This window comes from Streptomyces diversicolor (assembly GCF_057537855.1).
The window spans coordinates 52,518-72,694 of the sequence record NZ_BAAJXA010000014.1 but is presented as its reverse complement, the minus strand read 5'-3'; the positions used below and the strand labels follow the sequence as shown (position 1 = coordinate 72,694).

Annotated in this window: 18 protein-coding genes and 1 riboswitch; of the genes, 7 read left to right on the top strand and 11 right to left on the bottom strand. The window is 71.6% G+C overall.

The features are described 5' to 3' along the window. Positions 1 to 55: 55 nt before the first annotated feature. Positions 56 to 2,572, bottom strand: coding sequence for a DNA helicase PcrA (pcrA, locus tag AC27LF_RS18345; protein ID WP_479657082.1), 2,517 nt, complete (start codon positions 2,570 to 2,572; stop codon positions 56 to 58). Positions 2,573 to 2,833: 261 nt separating this feature from the next. Further along, a riboswitch (cyclic di-AMP (ydaO/yuaA leader) is annotated at positions 2,834 to 3,005 on the top strand. 8 nt (positions 3,006 to 3,013) lie between these two features. On the opposite strand from pcrA, the gene AC27LF_RS18340 reads away from it, so the two are divergent. Continuing rightward, positions 3,014 to 4,213: a C40 family peptidase gene (locus tag AC27LF_RS18340; RefSeq protein ID WP_479657081.1), complete on the top strand. Its 1,200-nt coding sequence runs from the start codon at positions 3,014 to 3,016 to the stop codon at positions 4,211 to 4,213. A gap of 133 nt (positions 4,214 to 4,346) precedes the next feature. Further along, positions 4,347 to 5,321 carry a tellurite resistance/C4-dicarboxylate transporter family protein gene (locus tag AC27LF_RS18335; RefSeq protein ID WP_479657080.1) on the top strand — a complete coding sequence of 325 codons (975 nt, stop codon included), beginning with the start codon at positions 4,347 to 4,349 and terminating at the stop codon, positions 5,319 to 5,321. 12 nt (positions 5,322 to 5,333) lie between these two features. Here the strand turns inward: AC27LF_RS18335 and AC27LF_RS18330 are convergent, their stop codons facing one another. After that, positions 5,334 to 5,687 carry a hypothetical protein gene (locus AC27LF_RS18330; protein ID WP_479657079.1) on the bottom strand — a complete coding sequence of 118 codons (354 nt, stop codon included), beginning with the start codon at positions 5,685 to 5,687 and terminating at the stop codon, positions 5,334 to 5,336. A 301-nt stretch (positions 5,688 to 5,988) separates the two neighbouring features. On the opposite strand from AC27LF_RS18330, the gene AC27LF_RS18325 reads away from it, so the two are divergent. Next, positions 5,989 to 7,056 carry a C40 family peptidase gene (locus AC27LF_RS18325; protein ID WP_479657194.1) on the top strand — a complete coding sequence of 356 codons (1,068 nt, stop codon included), beginning with the start codon at positions 5,989 to 5,991 and terminating at the stop codon, positions 7,054 to 7,056. Between the two features lie 16 nt (positions 7,057 to 7,072). Here the strand turns inward: AC27LF_RS18325 and AC27LF_RS18320 are convergent, their stop codons facing one another. From AC27LF_RS18320 to AC27LF_RS18300, 5 genes are all read right to left on the bottom strand, one after another. After that, a complete protein-coding gene (locus tag AC27LF_RS18320) occupies positions 7,073 to 7,234 on the bottom strand; it encodes a type I restriction-modification system subunit M N-terminal domain-containing protein (RefSeq protein WP_479657078.1) in 162 nt (53 codons plus the stop codon). Positions 7,235 to 7,281: 47 nt separating this feature from the next. Next, a complete protein-coding gene (locus AC27LF_RS18315) occupies positions 7,282 to 7,995 on the bottom strand; it encodes an RloB family protein (protein WP_479657077.1) in 714 nt (237 codons plus the stop codon). Next, positions 7,995 to 9,254: an AAA family ATPase gene (locus tag AC27LF_RS18310; protein ID WP_479657076.1), complete on the bottom strand. Its 1,260-nt coding sequence runs from the start codon at positions 9,252 to 9,254 to the stop codon at positions 7,995 to 7,997. The genes AC27LF_RS18315 and AC27LF_RS18310 overlap by 1 nt, the downstream gene beginning before the upstream one ends. Before the next feature lie 61 nt (positions 9,255 to 9,315). Beyond that, positions 9,316 to 10,059: a LuxR C-terminal-related transcriptional regulator gene (locus AC27LF_RS18305; protein WP_479657075.1), complete on the bottom strand. Its 744-nt coding sequence runs from the start codon at positions 10,057 to 10,059 to the stop codon at positions 9,316 to 9,318. Next, positions 10,056 to 11,348, bottom strand: a complete 1,293-nt coding sequence (locus AC27LF_RS18300) for an ATP-binding protein (protein WP_479657074.1) — start codon at positions 11,346 to 11,348, stop codon at positions 10,056 to 10,058. Before AC27LF_RS18300 ends, AC27LF_RS18305 begins: the two co-directional genes overlap by 4 nt. A 180-nt stretch (positions 11,349 to 11,528) precedes the next feature. On the opposite strand from AC27LF_RS18300, the gene AC27LF_RS18295 reads away from it, so the two are divergent. Both AC27LF_RS18295 and AC27LF_RS18290 read left to right on the top strand, forming a co-directional pair. Next, the gene (locus AC27LF_RS18295; protein WP_479657073.1) at positions 11,529 to 12,998 is read left to right on the top strand and encodes a PspC domain-containing protein; all 1,470 of its coding nucleotides are present in this window, start codon (positions 11,529 to 11,531) and stop codon (positions 12,996 to 12,998) included. After that, entirely contained in the window at positions 12,985 to 13,209 is a 225-nt protein-coding gene (locus AC27LF_RS18290) for a hypothetical protein (RefSeq protein ID WP_479657072.1), read from the top strand. The genes AC27LF_RS18295 and AC27LF_RS18290 overlap by 14 nt, the downstream gene beginning before the upstream one ends. 125 nt (positions 13,210 to 13,334) lie before the next feature. On the opposite strand, the gene AC27LF_RS18285 is transcribed toward AC27LF_RS18290, so the two are convergent. The 3 genes from AC27LF_RS18285 to AC27LF_RS18275 form a co-directional block, all read right to left on the bottom strand. Beyond that, a complete protein-coding gene (locus AC27LF_RS18285) occupies positions 13,335 to 13,844 on the bottom strand; it encodes a DoxX family protein (RefSeq protein WP_479657071.1) in 510 nt (169 codons plus the stop codon). Between the two features lie 171 nt (positions 13,845 to 14,015). Then, positions 14,016 to 15,293 carry a hypothetical protein gene (locus tag AC27LF_RS18280; protein WP_479657070.1) on the bottom strand — a complete coding sequence of 426 codons (1,278 nt, stop codon included), beginning with the start codon at positions 15,291 to 15,293 and terminating at the stop codon, positions 14,016 to 14,018. Between the two features lie 405 nt (positions 15,294 to 15,698). Further along, entirely contained in the window at positions 15,699 to 16,499 is an 801-nt protein-coding gene (locus AC27LF_RS18275; protein ID WP_479657069.1) for a class II aldolase/adducin family protein, read from the bottom strand. A gap of 138 nt (positions 16,500 to 16,637) precedes the next feature. On the opposite strand from AC27LF_RS18275, the gene AC27LF_RS18270 reads away from it, so the two are divergent. Beyond that, on the top strand, positions 16,638 to 17,102 hold the full coding sequence (locus tag AC27LF_RS18270; protein WP_479657068.1) for a pyridoxamine 5'-phosphate oxidase family protein: 465 nt from the start codon (positions 16,638 to 16,640) through the stop codon (positions 17,100 to 17,102). 108 nt (positions 17,103 to 17,210) lie between these two features. Here AC27LF_RS18270 and guaA read toward each other — a convergent pair whose 3' ends face one another. Further along, positions 17,211 to 18,791: a glutamine-hydrolyzing GMP synthase gene (guaA, locus tag AC27LF_RS18265; protein WP_479657067.1), complete on the bottom strand. Its 1,581-nt coding sequence runs from the start codon at positions 18,789 to 18,791 to the stop codon at positions 17,211 to 17,213. A 1,038-nt stretch (positions 18,792 to 19,829) separates the two neighbouring features. On the opposite strand from guaA, the gene AC27LF_RS18260 reads away from it, so the two are divergent. Beyond that, positions 19,830 to 20,114 carry a chorismate mutase gene (locus tag AC27LF_RS18260; protein ID WP_479657066.1) on the top strand — a complete coding sequence of 95 codons (285 nt, stop codon included), beginning with the start codon at positions 19,830 to 19,832 and terminating at the stop codon, positions 20,112 to 20,114. The last annotated feature ends 63 nt before the right edge of the window (positions 20,115 to 20,177 follow it).

Genomic DNA, 20,177 nt, shown 5'->3' with positions numbered 1-20,177 from the left:
GGCTCACGGCCCCCGCAGGGCCCCCGCAGGCTCGGCAGGGGCCCGGCTCAAGGGGCTACAGCTTCTCCACCGGCGCGTACCGCAGCAGCAGCCGCTTGGGCTTGGAGTCTCCGAAGTCGATCGTCGCCTGGGCCTTGTCCCCCGTGCCCGCCACGGCGACGACCGTGCCGAGCCCGAACTGGTCGTGCGTGACCCGGTCGCCGACGGCCAGGGAGACCACCGGCTTCTCCGACGTCCTGCGCGTGGCGAACCCGGACGCGCCCGCCGCGGAGGAGCGGGAGCGGGACGACGACAGCGAGGCCGCGACGCCGGAGGCCGGTCCGGACGACACGGGGGCCGCGGCTCCCGTCCGCTTCCACTCCAGATGGGCGGCCGGGATCTCCTCCAGGAACCGCGACGGCGGGTTGTACGAGGGCTGCCCCCAGGCGCTGCGCATGGCGGACCGGGTCAGGTACAGCCGCTCCCGCGCGCGTGTGATGCCGACGTACGCCAGGCGGCGCTCCTCCTCCAGTTCCTTGGTCTGGCCGAGGGCACGCATGTGCGGGAACACGCCGTCCTCCATGCCGGTCAGGAAGACCACCGGGAACTCCAGGCCCTTGGCGGTGTGCAGGGTCATCAGCGTGATGACGCCGTCGCCTTCCTCCTCGTCCGGGATCTGGTCGGAGTCGGCGACCAGCGCGACCTGCTCCAGGAAGTCGGCGAGCGTGCCGCCCGCGGCCGTCTCTCCCTCGCCGCGTTCCTGCTCGAACTCCAGGGCCACGGAGGCGAGTTCCTGAAGGTTCTCGATCCGGGTCTCGTCCTGCGGGTCGGTCGAGGACTGCAACTCGGCGAGGTAGCCGGTGCGTTCGAGCACCGCCTCCAGGACGGTCGCCGGGCCCGCGCCGGACTCGACGATCGTACGCAGCTCCTCCATCAGCGTGTTGAACCGCTGGACGGCGTTGGTGGACCGGGCGGCCATGCCGTACGCCTCGTCCACGCGGCGCAGCGCCTGCGCGAAGCTGATCTTCTCGCGCTGGGCGAGTGCGTCGATCATCGCCTCGGCGCGCTCGCCGATGCCGCGCTTGGGCACGTTCAGGATGCGGCGCAGCGGGACCGAGTCCTCGGGGTTGGCGAGCACCCGCAGATAGGCGAGGACGTCGCGGACCTCCTTGCGTTCGTAGAAGCGGACACCGCCGACGACCTTGTAGGGCAGGCCGACGCGGATGAAGACCTCTTCGAAGACACGGGACTGGGCGTTGGTGCGGTAGAACACGGCGATATCGCCGGCCTTGGCCTCGCCCGCGTCGGTCAGCCGGTCTATCTCGTCGGCGACGAACTGTGCCTCGTCGTGCTCGGTGTCCGCGACATACCCGGTGATGGTGGCGCCCGCGCCCGCGTTGGTCCACAGGTTCTTGGGGCGGCGGGACTCGTTGCGCTCGATGACGGCGTTGGCTGCGGACAGGATCGTCTGCGTGGAGCGGTAGTTCTGCTCCAGGAGGATCGTCGTCGCGTCCGGGTAGTCCTCCTCGAACTGGAGGATGTTGCGGATGGTCGCGCCGCGGAAGGCGTAGATCGACTGGTCGGCGTCGCCCACGACGCACAGTTCGGCGGGCGGCAGGTCGTGCTCGCCCGGCGGCACGTCCACGGGGTGCTCGGCGGTTCCGACGAGTTCGCGCACCAGGGCGTACTGGGCGTGGTTGGTGTCCTGATACTCGTCCACGAGCACATGGCGGAAGCGGCGGCGGTAGTGCTCGGCGACGTCCGGGAAGGCGCGCAGCAGATTGACCGTCGTCATGATCAGGTCGTCGAAGTCCAGCGCGTTCGCCTCGCGCAGCCGGGACTGGTACAGCGCGTACGCCTGGGCGAGGGTCTTCTCGAAGTCTCCCCCGGACTCCGTCTGGGAGGTGCCCCCAGCCGCCTGGGCGGCGAAGTCCTCCTCGTCGATCAGCTCGTTCTTCAGGTTGGAGATCTTGGCGCTGAAGGACTTGGGCGGGAAGCGCTTCGGATCGAGGTCCAGGTCGCGGCAGACCAGGGCCATCAGACGCTTGGAGTCGGCGGCGTCGTAGATCGAGAAGGACGAGGTGAAGCCGAGGCGCTTGCTCTCCCGGCGCAGGATGCGCACGCAGGCGCTGTGGAAGGTCATCACCCACATCGCGTTGGCGCGCGGGCCGACCAGCTGCTCGACGCGTTCCTTCATCTCGCCCGCGGCCTTGTTGGTGAAGGTGATCGCGAGGATCTGCCCCGGGTGCACCTTGCGCTCCGCCAGCAGATGGGCGATGCGGTGCGTGAGCACCCGGGTCTTGCCGGAGCCCGCGCCGGCCACGATGAGCAGCGGGGAGCCGGCGTGCACGACGGCGGCGCGCTGGTTGTCGTTCAGCCCGTGCAGGAGCGTGGCCGGGTCGATGACCGGCCGTGGGGCGCCGTTGCCGTAGTAGGAGTCCCGGGCCGGGGGCACGTCGAACTTCCCGCCGAACAGATCGTCCGGAACCGGCTCCGGAGCGTGATCGTCCTCGGGCGGTGGCGGGGGTTCCTCCTCCTGCCCGCGGGGGGCTCGGAGGTCCGCCAGGAAGCTGTCGTCAAAGAGGCTGCTCATCGCTCTCCGAGTCTAGGCCGCGCCACCGACAACCCGCCGCCGCCCCGGGAAGACGGCCCGGTTCCTGCGGCGGATCCGATCCGGGCGCGGGCCGCGCGGACCGTTCACCGTACGGAATCACCCTGTCACCCAGACGGAATCCCTCCATCAGGTCACGAAAATGTATCGGGCATATCACCCATCAACCTTCACAGGGGCCACACGAGTTGGCTAGCGTGCCGGGCAGGCCGTACGACCCCCACCGGCGAACGTCGCCGGGCCGCACGGCCTCCGCCGAGTCCGGCGCGCCCGCATGGTGCGCGGAGCCGGGGACCCACACCGACCTTGGGGTGAATCGGCCCAACCCCCGCGCGGGGAGGGGCCGTAGGGCAACCCTTCCGAACCACCCGCCCGAACCCGACAGCTAACTCGGTAGGCGGAACACGGAAGGAGTCGCCTCCCTTGGCGTCGCATCGCAAGTCACGCTCCGCGGGTACCCGCGCGGCCGGCATACGGACCCCCGCCCTGGCCACCGCCGCCCTCACCTCCGTGGCCCTGCTCTCCCAGACGGCGAACGCCGCCCCCTCCCCCGACGGCGACCGGCCGAGCGTGGAGGAGGTGCAGAGGAAGGTCGACGACCTGTACCGGCAGGCCGAGTCGGCGACGGAGAAGTACAACGCGGCCAAGGAGAAGACCGGCAAGCAGCGCAAGCAGGTCGACACCCTCCTGGACGATGTCGCACGGCGCACGGACCGGCTCAACAAGGCCCGTGAGGAACTGGGGGCGTTCGCCGCCGCGCAGTACCGGACCGGGGCCGCCGCCCCCGACACCGCCACCTTCCTGCTCGCGGACACCCCGCAGGACTACTTCGACCGGACCCAGCTGATGAGCCGGCTGACCTCGCGCCAGAAGACCGCGGTCGACGACTACGTCACCGAGCAGTCGGCGACCATGAAGAAGCGGCGGGAGGCCACGAAGAGCCTGGAGACACTGACCGAGTCGCAGGACGAACTCCACACCGCCAAGGCCACCGTCCAGAAGAAGCTCTCCACCGCGCGCCAGTTGCTGTCCAAGCTGACGGCGGAGGAGAAGGCGCGGCTCGCGGCGATCGAGAAGCGCAAGCAGCAGGAGGCCGCGCGGAAGGCGGCCGAGCTGGCCAAGAAGCAGGCGGAGCAGGAGGCGGCACGGCAGAAGAGCGACGCGTCGAACTCCACGGACTCGCCGTCGTCTTCTTCCTCTTCATCGTCTTCTTCGTCTTCTTCGTCTTCTTCGTCTTCTTCGTCTTCGTCCGGTTCCGGCTACGCCACCAAGGCCGAGAAGGCGATCGCGTTCGCCCGCGCGCAGATCGGCAAGCCGTACGTCTGGGGCGCCACCGGACCCGACTCCTACGACTGCTCGGGGCTCACCCAGGCCGCCTGGAAGGCCGCGGGCGTCAGCCTGCCGCGCACCACCTACAGCCAGGTCGAGGCCGGCACCACGGTCTCCCTCGCCAACGCACAACCCGGTGACCTGGTCTTCTTCTACGACGACGTCAGCCACGTGGGTCTCTACATCGGCAACGGCATGATGATCCACGCCCCGAAGCCGGGCGCCTACGTCCGCGAGGAGTCGATCTACTACGCCGGGGACTCGATCATCCACAGCGTGGTACGGCCGGCCTGACCCGGCAGAGATCCGCGTCCACGCCCGCGTGGCGGCGTTCCCGATCCCGCCGTGTCCCGCGCCCGCGCGTTTTTGCGACGTACGCGCGCGTGCCACGCCCTCGGTGCGCCCGGTGCTCCCTAGCATCGGGCGCATGCCCGGCACCTCACCCCTTCGCGCCTGGTGGGCGCGGCGTCCGCCGGCGGCCGGGGCCGCCGTGATGGCGACCGGCATCGTCTCGGTGGGGCTGCATCTGACCCGGTACGAGGTCCTGTCCCTGATCACCCTGGCGCTGGGCTGTGTCGCCTGGCTGGCGCTCGCCGCGGACTTCGCCGCGGGCATGCTGCGCGACCGGCGGCGGTGGCTGGCCGAGGCGCGGACGCCGGGCGCGCTCACCGCCGTGGCCGCGACGACGGTGCTCGGCACCCGGATCTCCGCGCTCGGCGGGCACACCCTCGCCGCGGCGTCGCTCGCGCTGGCCGCCGTGCTCTGGCCTGTGCTGCTGTTCCTCGTCGCACCGGGCCTGCGGCGGCGGATGCCCGGGGCGGTGTTCCTGCTCTGCGTGTCCACCCAGGGACTCGCCGTGCTCGGCGCCACCCTCGCCGTCGCGGAGTCGACCGCGTGGCTCGCGCACACGGCACTGGTGCTGTTCTGGCTGGGACTGGCGCTGTATCTGGTCGCGCTGGCCCGGTTCGACGCCCGGCAGGTGCTCGACGGGGCCGGGGACCACTGGGTGCTGGCCGGCGCGCTCGCCATCTCGGCGCTGGCCGGGGCGAAGCTGATCACCGCAGGGGGTCCGGCGCTGTACCTGTGGAACGAGGACGACCAGGACGTCCTGCACAGCGTGACCGTGGGGCTGCTCGCCCTCGACCTGGCCTGCTACGTCGTCCTGCTGCTCGCGGAGGTGATCCGGCCCCGCCCATGCTTCGACGTGCGCCGCTGGTCGACGGTGTTCCCGATGGGGATGACGGCGGTGGCCTCGCTGGCGGGCGCGTCGGCCGTCGGCACCCCGTGGCTGTGGGGCCTCGGGCACGTGCTGCTGTGGGTCGCCGTCGCGGCCTGGCTGGCGGTGGCCGCGGGCGCCGTGGTGACGGCGCGCGCCGGGATCAGGGCGGCGGGCCGCGCCTGACGCTGCCGTACGTCACGTCCACAGCACGGCGATGAAGACGTTCGCCGTGGTCAGCAGGCCCACCACGCCGAACAGGCTCTTGTCGACCCGCTCCTCGTCCCGCTTCACATAGACCAGCCCCAGGATCACGATCAGCAGGGCCAGCTTCACGCCGATCTTGATGTTGTTGACATGGTGGTCGTCGGCCTGGTTGAGGCCGACCAGGATCGCCCCGGTGACCAGCATGGTCAGCGCGCCGTGCAGCATGGCGGGCACGAACCGGGCGGTGCCCTGGCCCATCGCCTTCATCTGGGTGAGGAAGCCGCCGAGGAGGCAGGCGATGCCGATGATGTGCAGGCCGACGAAGAGATGGGTGAGTACGTCCATGGCCCCGGAGCCTAATCAGGGGCCCCGCGCCCGACGGCCACCGGCCCCCGGCTGACCGCGCCCCCATAGCACCCCGGGTGCCGCGCACGCCGCGGAAGTGCCGCTTCGGTCAGCGCGTCATGCGAAGGCGGCGACTCCGCACCGCGATCGCGGTCACATACGGTCACCTGCCGTTGTGCCGCCGCCAGTTCCGAACATTCCGTTACCGACTCGTCACCATCGGCCTTAGCGTCCTCCCCCAGCGACCGGCTCCCCGTGCCGGACGCGGCAACCGCACTCAGGAAAGGACGTGACGGTCGAGGTGGCAGCGCACCGCAAGCCCCGGCACCGCCCGCTCGGCGGCAACACGGCCCGGACGGCCGCCACCCTGGCCCTGGCGGGCGCGGCGACGGCGACGGCCTTCGACGGCACCGGGCACGCCGAGCCGGAGCTGACACCGACCGAGGTCGAGGCCAAGATCGACAAGCTGTACCAGGAGGCGGAGGTCGCCACCGAGAAGTACAACGGGGCGAAGGAGAAAGCGGACACGGCGCAGCGGCGGCTGAAGTCCCTCCAGGACGAGACGGCCCGCAGACAGGAACGGCTCGACTCGGCGCGGAACGCGCTGGGCAAGGTCGCGGCGGCGCAGTACCGCAGCGGCGGCGTCGACCCCGCCGTCCAGCTGGCGCTCTCCGACGACCCGGACCGGTTCCTGGAGGGCACCGCGTTCGCCGAGCGGGCCGGCGACCGCCAGTCGGCGGCGGTGGCACGGGTGCGCAGGCAGCTCGGGGAGATCGAGCGGCTGCGCGGCGCCACCCGGATCGAGCTGTCCTCGCTGCGGTCCCGGCAGGCCGAGCTGAAGCGGCGCAAGGAGACGATCACGGAGAAGCTGGGCGAGGCCCGGCGGCTCCTGGACCGCCTGTCGCCCGCGGAGCGGGCCCGGGTCACGGCCGACGGCGGCACGGGCGGCCATGCCTCGCGCGGCGCCGCGGGGGACGGGCGCACCGCCCTGCCGGCCGCGGATCCGGCCGCGGCACCCGGCTCCCGCGCGGCGACCGCCGTGGCGTACGCCTACCAGAAGCTCGGCAGCCCCTATGTGTGGGGAGCGACCGGCCCGCACGCGTTCGACTGCTCGGGCCTCGTCCAGGCCGCCTACCGCTCGGCAGGCATCGCCCTGCCCCGCACGAGCTACGCCCAGATCGGCGCGGGCCGGCGCGTCGCCCGCTCCCAACTGCTCCCCGGCGACCTGGTGTTCTTCTACTCCGGCGTCAGTCACGTCGGCATCTACGTGGGCAACGGGCAGATGATCCACGCCCCGAACCCGTCCACGCCGGTGCGCCTGGCCCCGATCGACCAGATGCCATTCGCGGGCGCGACCCGGGTGGCCTGAGACCACCTCACACGTCTCACCGGGCTGCGCCCAGGCTCGGAAACTCGTCGTTGACCCGTTTCAGGAACAGCAACACGAAGATGAAGTCGCGGTACTCGGCAGCGTCCATCGTGCCACGCAGGATGTCGGCCGCCACGAAGAGATGGCGTTCCAGCTGCGCGAGCGTGAGCTTGGCCACGTACGACTCTCCCCTGGTGACCTTGGCTAGCAGATCGGTCGTGAGGGTCAGTAGTCGGAGACGTCCAACCCGTCCTCGACAAACTTCCACACGTCCGTGTACGGGTCCCAGCCGCTCCGGTCGGTATGGTCGGCGTGACGACGAGCAAGTCCCTCCGCATAGCGCTGCGCTGTCTTGTACCGGCCGACCAACTGTCCGGGCATGACGTGCTTGGCCTGCTCCTCCGACACGGACCGAATCGTGGGCCCATAGGTCTGGGCGAATCCCGGTTGTTGCTTCAGTCGGTTCGCTGCGCTGTCGCACACTCCGCCGAAGGTGCTCGTGTAGTTCTGGTAGTGCAGCAGCCGCCACAGCTCGAAGCACGGGTGGGAGTAGGCGATGTGCAGGTTCTCACTCTTGGCCCTGGCGAAAGCCGTGGGGATGTCCCGGTGCCGGTCGCGGTCGAACAGGCACCACACCTGCGGCCAGTTCCAGTCGTCGGGCTTGATCCCGGCCTTCTTGGCCGCCCGCCGGACCTCGTGCCACTTGGCGATGGCGTCCTCCACCAAGGGAAGTGGCTTGCGGCGCTTGGTCGGGGCACTGCGGTTCTCGACCTTGCAGACGATCTCGTGCTCGGCCTCCTTGCGGCTGCCGTGCTCCGTCACGAAGGTGATGAAGCCGGGTTCTGTGACCTCGCCCTCAGTGAAGACGTACACCTCGCGACGCAGCTTCCGCTGTCGTTTGACGCGTGCCGGATTGTCCCGTCCCTTGTCCCTCGCCATCAGGAACGCTCTGCCTCCCCTGCCAGTGCCACGAGCACTTTGCGCCCGATCTGCCCCTGGTCGACATTCGGTACGGCACCGTAGGCACCGGCCAGATACGAGTCCTCAAGATCTTCTTCAGGCTTGGGGTCGAAGTCGCTCAGCGGGTACAACTCGGTGGCCCCGCGTTTGTCCTTCTCCGTCAGCCAGATCTGGCCTGGTTCGAGCGGCCTGCCGCCTCTCGGGCTCTTCAGGAGAGAGGCATCGTGCGATGTGAAGAGCAGTTGGGCGTTCTTCTTGTTGGACCAGGGCGCCTGGAACAGCCTGACCACCTCGGACGCGAACCTCGGGTGCAGACTCGCGTCGAGTTCGTCGATCAGCAGCACCGCGCCGGTGTCCAGAGCCAGCAGGAGCGGGCCAAGCAGAGCGAACCAGGAACGGGTGCCGAAGGACTCCTTCGCCCAGTCAAGGGCCACCGCGGTGTCGCGGTTGCTTCCGTGCAGGAGCCTGACGGTGGGGGGTCTGTCCCCCGGCTGACGCTCCACTTCGGCTCCCTGGATGCCCAGATCGGCCACTCTCAGCAGTTCCCGGACACGTTCTCCGTTCCGGTCGTCGAGGAGTTGCTGAGCGGTGTAGTTCTCGCGGTCCCGTAGCTCGGTCTCAGGGGTGATGTCCCACAGGTTCGATCGGAACCAGTCGTAGATGCGAGAGAGTTGAGGGTGATTGTCACTCGCGGCGCGGCTGAGGAGAAGGGCGTTCGGGCGCGTGGTTCGTGCCAGCCGGGCTCGGTCCTGAACCCTGTCGCCTGGAAAGTCGTAGGGGTTGTCCCTGGTGGCGTCCCGGTCCAGCCAGACCTGTCGGCGGCCCTTGGGGTAGGCGTGGAGCCACTCCGACTCGACCCGTCGGTCTCCCAGTTCGAACCCGTAGGTCCAGCGCACCCCATCGTCCAGGACGAAGTCCACCTCGTAGAAAGTGCTCTCTCCTGCCGATTCGGCGTCAAGCGCGAAGGGCTCGCGTTCGGGGACGCCGGTGTAGGAGGTCCACAACCCGTAGGAGTCCAGGACCGCGCTTCTCATTTTCTTCAACGCGGTGATGACATTCGACTTGCCGGAGGCATTGGCCCCGAAGACCCCGAGAACTGGATAGATCTTCAGCAGTTTGCCGTCCGAGAGCCGGACCGTGCGCCCCCCGTCTGACTCCTCACCGGGTGGGACGACGAAGGAGAGTTCCTGCTCATCGCGCAGTGATCGTACGTTCGCTGTACGGAAACGCAGCAGCATACAGCCCTCCTCCCATCGGGCACAGCCTAACGGTGTGATCGTCGGCACGCCTACCAGAAGCTCACACCAGTCGGCGTGCCGTGGCCCAGCGGGTCAGTTCGTGGCGGTTGGACAGCTGGAGCTTGCGCAGCACCGCCGAGACATGGGACTCGACCGTCTTCACCGAGATGAAGAGCTGCTTGGCGATCTCCTTGTACGCGTAGCCGCGGGCGATGAGCCGCAGCACCTCCCGTTCCCGCTGGGTGAGCCGGTCGAGGTCTTCGTCGACGGGCGGGGCGTCGGTGGAGGCGAAGGCGTCGAGGACGAAGCCGGCCAGCCTCGGCGAGAAGACCGCGTCGCCCTCCTGGACGCGGAAGATCGAGTCGACGAGGTCCGCGCCGGTGATCGTCTTGGTGACGTAGCCGCGGGCGCCGCCGCGGATCACCCCGATCACGTCCTCCGCCGCGTCCGACACGGACAGCGCGAGGAACCGCACGGGCCGCTCGGTGTCGGCCATCAACGCGGCGCAGCGGCGCAGCACTTCGACCCCGCCGCCGCCCGGCAGATGCACGTCGAGCAGCACCACCTCGGGCCGGGTCGCGGTGATCACCGTGACCGCCTGGTCCACGTCCGCGGCCTCGCCGACGACCTCGACACCGGTCTGCTCGGTCCGGCCGATCTCGGCCTGTACTCCGGTGCGGAACATACGGTGGTCGTCGACGAGGACCACGCGTACGCGGCGCTCGCCCGCACCGTCGGCGGGCCCGTCCCCGCCGGCCGGCTCCGCCGCCCCCGCCGTACCGTTCGCCTCGGTCGGGTCGCTCATGACGTCTTCTCCGCCCTCTCCATCTCCAGCTCGACCTCCGTGCCGCCGCCCGGCACCGCGCGCAGCCGCGCCGTGCCGCCGTTGCGTTCCATGCGGCCGATGATCGATTCTCTGACGCCCATGCGGTCGGCGGGTATCGAGTCGAGGTCGAAGCCCGGACCGCGGTCGCGGACGGACACGAAGACCGTCCTGCCCTCCACTTCGGCGTAGACCTGAACGGCGCCGCCCTCGCCACCGTACTTGGCCGCGTTGACCATCGCCTCGCGCGCGGCCTGCATCTGCGCCGCCGTCTTCTCGTCGAGCGGGCAGTCGCCGACCACGACGACCTCGATGGGCACGCCGTGCTTGTCCTCCACCTCGGCGGCGTTGCGCCGGACCGCGTCGGCGAGGGTGGCAGGCTCGTCCTCCTCCACCTTGCCGGTGCCCTCCGGCCTGTACAGCCAGGTGCGCAGGTCGCGTTCCTGCGCGCGGGCGAGGCGGCGCACCTCGCCGGCGTTCTCCGCGTTGCGCTGGATCAGGGTGAGGGTGTGCAGCACCGAGTCGTGGACGTGCGCGGCGACCTCGGCGCGCTCCTGGGCGCGGATGCGCATCAGGCGTTCCTCGGACAGGTCCTGGGTCATGCGGACCAGATAGGGGCCGGCGAGCAGGGTGATGCCGACGAGGACGGCGAGCGCGGCCTGTAGGACGGAGCCGAGGTGGGCGGCTGAGCCCTGCAGGACGAAGATCCCGGAGACGCCGGCGGTGACGAGGAGCACACCGGCGCCCCCGCGCAGCAGCCTGAGGGTGCGCCGGCGGCTGCCGACCTCGACCCAGCGGGCCCGGCGGGCGTTGTCCGCCTGACGCCAGACGAGGGCGACGCCCGCGGCGACGAGGACGGCGGGCACGAGATATGCCTTGGCCCCGCCGCCCAGGTTGACGTTGCTCACGAAGACCATCGCCACGACGACCATGAGGAGCAGCGCGACGATCTGGCCCTTGTCCGGCTTGCGGGCCACGAGCCTGCGGCGGCCGTCCGGCGCGGTCTCGGCGCCGACCAGGGACGGCGGTTTCTGGCAGCCGACGCCGCCGACGCCGAGCGGCACGAAGAACCAGAACGCGGCGTACAGCAGCGCGCCGAGGCCGTCGGCCATGAGCAGGCCGACGAAGACGAGCCGCACCCAGACCACGGGCAGCCCGAGGTGCCCGGCGAGCCCCCGCGCGACGCCACCGAGCCAGCGGCCGTCGCCGCTGCGGTAGAGCTTGCGCGGCGGCCGCGGTTCGACGGGGGGCGCTGCTGCGGCTTCCGGCATGCCATCGATGGTCACACGGCCGCGGGCGCGGGTCATCAGGGTCCACCCGGAGACGCCCCTGATCTTCACAGCTCAGGTCGCGGCGCCTCCCGTCCCCGGGCCCGGCTCAGGGCCGATATCAGGGTTCGGCCAGGGTCGATCCGGCTGCCGTCGCGGCGGCCGTGCCGTCACCATGGACGCATGACGGATCACGAGCACGCCTCGACGGGGCCGGGACCCGGGCCCGGCCCCCGCCCGGACCCGGGCTCCGGGCCGCCGGGTGCCGCGCCCGGCGCGGCCGGCGCGACCGGCGCGCCCGGCACTAAGGGGTGGCGCGGCGACGCGGGCGCGCCCCGCGGCGACGGCACGACGGGCGCCGGGCCCCTCGTCGGGGACGGCGTCCAGCCCCTGCGCGCGTTCCGGCGCGACCGGCGGCACAGGGTGATGGCGGGGATCTGCTCCGGGCTCGGCCGGCACACCGACATGGACCCGGTGATCTTCCGGATCACCCTGGCGGTGCTGGCCGCGAGCGGGGGCATCGGGCTCATCTTCTACGGATTCGCCTGGCTGTTCGTGCCGTACGACGACGAGGAGGAGAACGAGGTCCGCAAGCTGCTGACCGGCCGGGTCGACGGGCAGGCCCTCGCGGCCGTGCTGTTCGCGCTGGTCGGCTGCGGTGTGCTCCTCACGATGCTGAGGAACGGCGACGTGCTCGCCTTCGGCGTCGCCCTCTCCCTGCTGCTGGCGGGCGCCGGCCACTGGTCCCAGCGGCGCGGCGCCCACGACCCGGATCCGCTGGCCGCCCAGGCGGTCGCCGACGCGCCGCCGGAGCCCCAGGCGCCGCCCGCCCCCACCGCGTACCCGTCCTGGTGGCGCGACCCGATCGTCAAGGACGGCTCGCACGTGGGCGGCACCGGCTATCTGTGGGGTCCCGAAACCGCCGCCGACGGCGAGCCGGCCGGGGCGCTCCGCTTCGGGCCCGGTGAGCCCCGGGGCGACGCGCGCGGCCCGCGCACCGCGCCGCACCGGCCGCGCGGCCCCCGCTGGATCGGCGGCTGGGTCTTCCTGCTCGCGCTGCTGGCCGGCGGACTGGGCGGCGGACTGTCGTGGGACCGGCAGCCGCTGGGCACCAGCCTGCAGATCGGGCTGTCCTGCGCGCTCGCCGTCTTCGGACTCGGCGTCGCGGTCAGCGCCTTCCTGGGGCGCACGGGGGCCGGTTCGGTGTTCCTGGCGGTCGTCACGGCGGCGCTGCTCGCCGGTTCGACGCAGCTGCCCAAGGACATCAGCACCCACTGGCAGCGGGCGTCGTGGCAGCCCGCCGCGGTCGCGGAGGTACGGCCCAAGTACGACCTCGGCACCGGCGTGGGCACCCTGGACCTGACCGGGGTCCGGCTCGCCGACGGCCAGACCCTGGCGACCAGTGCGCAGGTGGGGGTGGGCCAACTGCGGCTCGTCGTGCCCGCCGACGCGACCGTGCGGCTGAGCATCGAGGTGGGGGTGGGCGACATCCAGCTGCCCGGCGAGGACCAGAAGGACGTCGACGTGGCGCCCGGCAAGCACAAGACGGTGACGCTGCCGCCGACGACAGGCAAGCGCGGCGAAGGCGGCACCCTCGACGTCGACCTCCAGGTCGGCATGGGACAGGCGGAGGTCAGCCGTGCTGCGTCATGAGTTCCAGCCGGGCCGCCTGGTCGCGGGCGTCTTCCTCACCGCGACGGCCGTGGCATACGCCGGCGACGCGGGCGGCCTCTGGCAGACCCCCTGGTTCGCGGCCATCCCCCTGACCGTGGGCGGCCTGTCCCTGGCAGCCGCGACAGCAGTACTGACCCGAACCCTGAGAGGCAGACGCCAAAGCCCCCCACCAAAAAACCGACCTAGCTGAAGGCGCCCCCAAAGGGGCGCGGGGCTGTATCGATTTGCGGCTCCGCCGCGCGGGCGCGACCAGCCACAGCGCTGCCGCACAGCACCAACCACACAAGGCACCCCCCACCGGCCAACCCAGCGGAGCTACCGGCGGCGATCACGTAGTGCCGCGTCCAGGGAGAGGTACGGCGCGCCGGCCAGGACGAGGGGCAGCCAGGCCATCAGGTAGGCGAGGTCGTTGCCGTAGTAGTACGGCGTCGTGGCCCAGCTGACCGTCAGCCACAGGCTGAGCGAGATCAGCGCACCGCCGAGCGCGGCCAGCCGGGTGAGCAGGCCGACGAGGACGCCGGCGCCGACGGCGACTTCGCCGATGGCGATGGCGGTGCCGAAGCCGACGGGGTTCTTCAGGGCCAGGTCGACCAGGGCGGGGATCGCCGCGGAGTCGCGGACCGCGCGCATGGTGTCACCGATGGATCCGGACCCGCCGGACTTCAGGAACGCGCTGTCGGTCAGCTTGTTCAGGCCGGCGTAGATGAACGTGACGCCGAGGAAGACGCGCAGGGGCAGCAGGGCGTAGTGGGTGGCGGTCTCCCGCCAGTCACGACGGCGGCCGAGGTAGGACGTGTGCATGTCCGAACGAATGCCATGATTCATCACAGAATGCCGCCTCTCACCCGCGTGTCGACCCCCACCAGACCATACGTATGACAAACGGGAACCGTTCAATCCCCTCCCGACCATTTTCGGGGTTCGACTCGGCGCATGCACACCGGTACCGCACCACCCCGGCCACCCACACCCCTCTGACCACTCAGGCCGCTTCCGTCACTCCGTCACCTCGACCACACAGCGGTTGGTCGCCGCTCCCGCCGCGGTGACCACCTGCACCTCCACCGAGCCCGGCTCCACCTCCGCCGGCACCGGAACCCTCAGCACCCCGTCCGTCGGATTGCTGAACCCGCCGGCGACGGGCACCAGCGGCACATGCACGTTGACCGCGCCGATGCGCACGACCATGCGGGACAGCCGGTCGGCATCCTGGGCGCCGGGCGGGACGAAACCGGCACCGCGGATCTCGATGTCGTCGCCCGTACGGATCGGCCCGTCCAGATCGCCGGCCTCGCGGGCCCGGACCACGGAGAGGATCAGCGGGCGCCCGCCCTCCGCGTACTTGCCGGCCAGATAGGTGGCGGCGGACACCAGGACCAGCACGGCCAGGCCCCAGGGCAGATCGGGCAGTTGGTCGGGGCGGCGGGCGAGCCGTACCGCGGCGAACGCCAGCGCCACCGCGCCGATCACGACGTACTGGATGTCGGCGAACGTGCCCCGGCCCGCGTCGTCGGTCAACAGGTCGGCCGCGCGCGGCCGGTGCGCCGGGACCTTCTGCAGCCGCTGGGCGAGGATCCGCAGCCCCACCACCCGCCGGACGAGCACGGCGATCCCGCACACCACGGCGAGCACGGTCACCACGCCCGCCCCGCGGGCCAGTTCGAGACCCGAGATCAGCGCGTCGCGCTCGGCGGGGTCGGAGGCCGCGGCGAGCCGGCCCGCCAGGACGAGGACCGCGTACGCGACGAACAGCACCCAGGCCGCCGCGACGGTACGGGAGGTGGACAGCCGGTTGTCCTCGCCGATGACCGGGGCCAGCGCGCCGCCCCGGGCCCGGTGGAACCAGGAGGCGGCGGTCAGCGCGCAGGCCACCATCAGCGCGGCGAGCAGCCCTGCGGTGCGCGCGCCGGTCCAGCCCGCGCCGATCGCCGTCAGCGCCTGGACGAGCAGCAGCAGGACGACGGCCGCCCACAGGACGTACAGCGTGCGCCGCCACAGCCGGGCCAGCCAGGCCGCGCCCTCCGCCCGGCCGCGCTCGGCCACGGCCTGTGCCGACTGGGTCAACTCCTCGGAGACCCACTGGCGGGAGGCGGACGCCGAGTGCGCCACCGCCACCGGCAGGCCCCGGCCGGCCGCGAACTCATCGCGTTTGAGGAGGAATTCGGCGATCGCCCGGCGGTGCCCCTCGCGCGCCCCGTGCGGACAGTCCCCGCAGGTGCAGCCGCCTACGTGGACGGCCGTACCCGCGCCCTGCCCCGCCTCCTGCACCGCCACGCCCGATGCCCGCCTTCCCCGCGACCCGCGGCACGGCCGGCATCCCCTTTCGGGGCTCGGCCGTCACCGCGCAACTCCCTTGTATTGACTGCGAATTGTGCCCTATGCCGACCGGGCAGCCGTCGGCAGGTGCGGTCACCGGGGGTGAGGGAAGGACCGGAGTGCCGACCCGGCTGCGAGAATGTGCGTAGGGCCGACGAAGGCGGCCGTGCTGCGCGGTTTCTGAGCAGGTCCAGTGAAATCTGCCGCGGTTCGACAGCGCCCCGGACGGGCGCGGGGAACTGCCGCGGTTCGACAGCGCCCCGGACGGGCGCGGGGAACTGACGACCGACGGCATGGCGCGGCATGTCCAGCGGAGCGCTTGGCATGGTCCGGGCCGAGCGGACCCGGTTCGGCTGCTTCGCGCTAACTGAGCAGGTCCGGCTCGCTGCGGCTGATGTCCTGCCACAGCGGCTGGTAGTTGATCCAGGCCACCAGGTCGCCGCCCAGTTGCTCGCGGGTCGCCGCCGCCAGTTTGTGGTCGATCAGCACGGGCCGGCCGGCCGCCTTCGCCGTCAGCTGCACCTGGCAGGACCGCTCCATCGACAGAAACCACCAGGCCGCCGCGTCCACCGAGTCGCCGACGGTGAGCAGCCCGTGGTTGCGCAGCACGAGCGCCTTGCGGCTGCCCAGCGCGGCCGCTATGCGGCGGCCCTCCTCGGCGTCCACGGCGACGCCGGTGTAGGCGTCGTACAGGGCGTGGTCCTCGTAGAAGGCGCAGCTCTCCTGGGTGATGGGGTCGAGCAGGTCGCCGAGCGCGGCCAGGGCCCGGCCGTGCACGGAGTGGCAGTGGGCGACCGCGACGACGTCGGGCCGGGCGGCGTGCACCTGGGCGTGCACGGTGAACGCGGCCTGGTTGACGTGGTAGCGGCCCTCGATGACCTGCCCGTCCTGGTTGGCCAGGACGAGATCGCTGACCGTGACGTGCTTGAACGGCATCCCGAACGGGTTGACCCAGAAGCAGTCGGAGAACTCCGGGTCGCGCGCGGTGATGTGTCCCGACACCCCGTCCTCGAAGCCGGACCGGCCGAAGATCCGCAGTGCGCCGGCGAGCCGTTCCTTTCGATGCCGTCGTTCGGCGTCGAGCGAGTCGTGCATCGGCGGCATCGCGAAGTTCAACTGGTCGGTGGGCAGCGGCAATGGCGGGGTGGGGGTCGGCCCGTGCACAGGTCCTCCAGCACTGGGTTGCGTCACGGGGCGGAAGTTACCGTCGGGCAGCGCAGGAGAACAGAGAAGGTGCGCAAAGATGACGTCCGCAAGCGAAACCCGACAGGAGATGTCGGGTATCGCCGTGAGAGTGGGCCCATGAACTGGGCAGCACTCAGCACCGCCGAACCCGATCTCGCACAGACCGCCGAGCGGCGCTTCGGCGCGTTCCGCCATCATGTCCTCGCCACCCTGCGCAAGGACGGCTCCCCGCGCACCAGCGGCCTTGAGGTCCGCTTCCTGCACGGCGAGCTGTGGCTCGGCATGATGCCGCACTCCCTCAAGGCCCTCGACCTGCGCCGCGATCCGCGCTTCGCGCTGCAGGCCAACCCCGGCTCCGGCACGGACCTGGGCGGCGGCGACATCCGGATCGGCGGACGCGCGGTCGAGGTCGAGGACCCGGAGCTGAAGGGGGCGTATGTGAAAGAGGTGGCACCGCCGCAGCCGTTCCACCTCTTCCGCGCCGAGCTGACCGAGGTCGTGCGGACCTACGTCGAGGACGACACCTGGCTGGTCACCGAGGTCTGGCGGCCCGGCCGGCCGCTGCGCACCCTCAGACGCTGAACGCTGCGCCGGACGGGCCGTGCCGCGCCGTCGGTCGGCTGCGGCTCCGTCGTGGCCGGTCGCGCCGTTCCCCGCGCCCCTTCGGGCGCTGCCCGCGCCGCGCGGGGCTCACTCCCACTCGATGGTGCCCGGCGGCTTCGAGGTCACGTCGAGCACGACCCGGTTGACGTCACGGACCTCGTTGGTGATGCGGGTCGAGATCCTTGCAAGGACGTCGTACGGCAGCCGCGACCAGTCGGCGGTCATCGCGTCCTCGGAGGACACCGGCCGCAGCACGATCGGGTGACCGTAGGTGCGGCCGTCGCCCTGGACGCCGACACTGCGCACGTCCGCGAGCAGCACCACCGGGCACTGCCAGATGTCACGGTCGAGGCCGGCCGCGGTCAGCTCCTCGCGGGCGATCGCGTCGGCCTCGCGCAGCAGGTCCAGGCGGTCCTTGGTGACCTCGCCGACGATACGGATGCCGAGGCCGGGCCCCGGGAAGGGCTGACGCTGGACGATCTCCGCAGGCAGGCCCAGTTCCTGGCCGACCATCCGGACCTCGTCCTTGAACAGCTTGCGCAGCGGCTCGATGAGCTGGAACTCAAGGTCCTCGGGGAGGCCGCCCACGTTGTGGTGGGACTTGATGTTGGCGGTGCCGGTGCCGCCGCCGGACTCGACCACGTCCGGGTACAGGGTGCCCTGCACCAGGAACTCCACGGCCGGGCCCTCATCGGCGATGATCTCCGCCTGGGCCTGCTCGAAGACCCGGATGAACTCACGGCCGATGATCTTCCGCTTCTCCTCGGGGTCGGAGACCCCCTTGAGCGCGGTGAGGAAGCGCTCCTCGGCGTCGACGACCTTCAGCTGGACGCCGGTCGCGGCCACGAAGTCCTTCTCCACCTGCTCCGTCTCGCCCTTGCGCATCAGGCCGTGGTCGACGTAGACGCAGGTCAGCTGGGGGCCGATGGCCCGCTGGACGAGCGCGGCGGCCACCGCGGAGTCCACGCCGCCGGACAGGCCGCAGATCGCCCGCTTGTCGCCGACCTGCTCACGGATCGCGGCGACCTGCTCCTCGATCACATTGCCGGTGGTCCAGGACGGGGTGAGGCGCGCGCCGCGGTACAGGAAGTGCTCCAGCACCTGCTGGCCGTACGTGGAGTGCATCACCTCGGGGTGGTGCTGGACGCCGTACAGCCGCTTCTCGTCGTTCTCGAAGGCGGCCACCGGGACGACGTCCGTGGAAGCCGTGACCGAGAAGCCCGCCGGGGCGGCGGAGCAGGCGTCGCCGTGCGACATCCACACGGCCTGCTCGGCGGGGGTGCCCTCGAAGAGGGTGGACGACGGCTTGGAGACATGCAGATCGGTACGGCCGTACTCACGGGCGCCGGTGTTGTCCACCGTGCCGCCGAGGGCCTGGGCCATCAACTGGAAGCCGTAGCACATGCCGAACACCGGGACGCCGGCCTCGAACAGCGCGCGGTCCACGGTCGGGGCGCCCTCCTCGTACACGGACGAGGGGCCGCCGGAGAGGATGATCGCCGCGGGGTTCTTGGCGAGCATTTCGGCGGCCGGCATGGTGCTCGGCACGATCTCGCTGTAGACCCGCGCCTCGCGGACACGACGGGCGATGAGCTGGGCGTACTGCGCGCCGAAGTCGACGACCAGGACGGTGTCGGGGGTGGCGGCAGCGGGAGTCGCTGATGACACGGGGTGCCTTCCGGCGGTCGGGCGGGGGTCTGTGGTTACCGATTCTAACGGGGGCCCACAGAACACCTCGCCGCGTCCAAGCCCCCACCCCCAAGCCTCGCGCCCCCTGCCCCAGCCCCGGCCCGCCCCCACCCGCCGCCTCACCCTCACCCACACGCACCCCACCCGCGGCGGGCCCGCCAACGGCCCACGCACCCACCACGCCCGCCGCCCCCCGGCCCGCACCCACACGCCGCCTCACCATCACGCTCACCCACACGCAACCCCACCCACCGACCGACCGCCCGCTCGACCGCGGCCCATCAACCGCCCGACCGCGGCGGGCCCGCCAACGGTGCACGCACCCACCACGCCCACCGCCCGCTCGCCGACCCCGGCCCGCTCGCCCCGGCCCCCACCCCCTCACTCACTCGACCGCCCGCCCGCGGCCCACCGGCCGCCAGCCCGACCGCGGCGGCCCGCCAACGGCCCACGCACCACCACGCCCGCCGCCCGTCCGCGGCCCTCGGCCCCCTCGCCCCGGCCCGCACTTACCCGCACGCACCCCACCGTTCGATCGCCGGCCCGCCGACCGATCACCCCGACCCGCACCCGCACGCCGCCTCACCCACACGCACCCCACCGACCGCCGCTCGCCCGCTCGCCCGCGCGCCCGCCGTCGGTTCGCCCGTCGGCCTTACGCTCGACCGCCGAAGGCCCGCCCGCGGCCCGCCACCCCGCCCCCTCGGCCCCGGCCCGCCCCACCCACTCACTCTCACTCGGCCGCCCGCCCACTCACTCGTCCCGGTCCGCCGATCGCCCATCGGTTCGTGCGCCTGTCTTCGGGGCGGTGGGGGTGGGTGGGGCGTGGCATACTGGAGGCATGTTCGCGCACTCGACCTTCCTCTTTACCTATGGCATCCGGCCCGCCGGCTGCCATGGTCGTGCTGCTTGAGCAACTGACAAGCGACTTCCCAGGCGCCCCGGGCCGACAAGGTCCGGGGCGCCTGGCGTTTCCGGAGCCTGCCGGGCCGGGGCGCACCGACAAGGAGCCCCGACATGACCGCCACCACCGAGAACACCGGCGCCCGCACGACCGAGGCCGCCGACACCATCACCACCGCACGCGAACGCATCGACGCGCTCGACGACCGGATCATCGGGCTCGTCCAGGAGCGGATGGCCGTGTCCGCGGTGATCCAGGACGCGCGGATCGCCTCCGGCGGGCGGCGCGTGAACCTCTCCCGGGAGATGGAGATCCTCGGCCGTTACCGACAGGAACTGGGCAAGCCCGGTACCGCACTCGCCATGACGCTCCTCGAACTGTGCCGGGGTCGCATCTGAGTTCGGTCCCCCTCTCACTCGTACGGCGCGTGACCGCCGCCCGCACCGCTTCGTTGGTCCCGG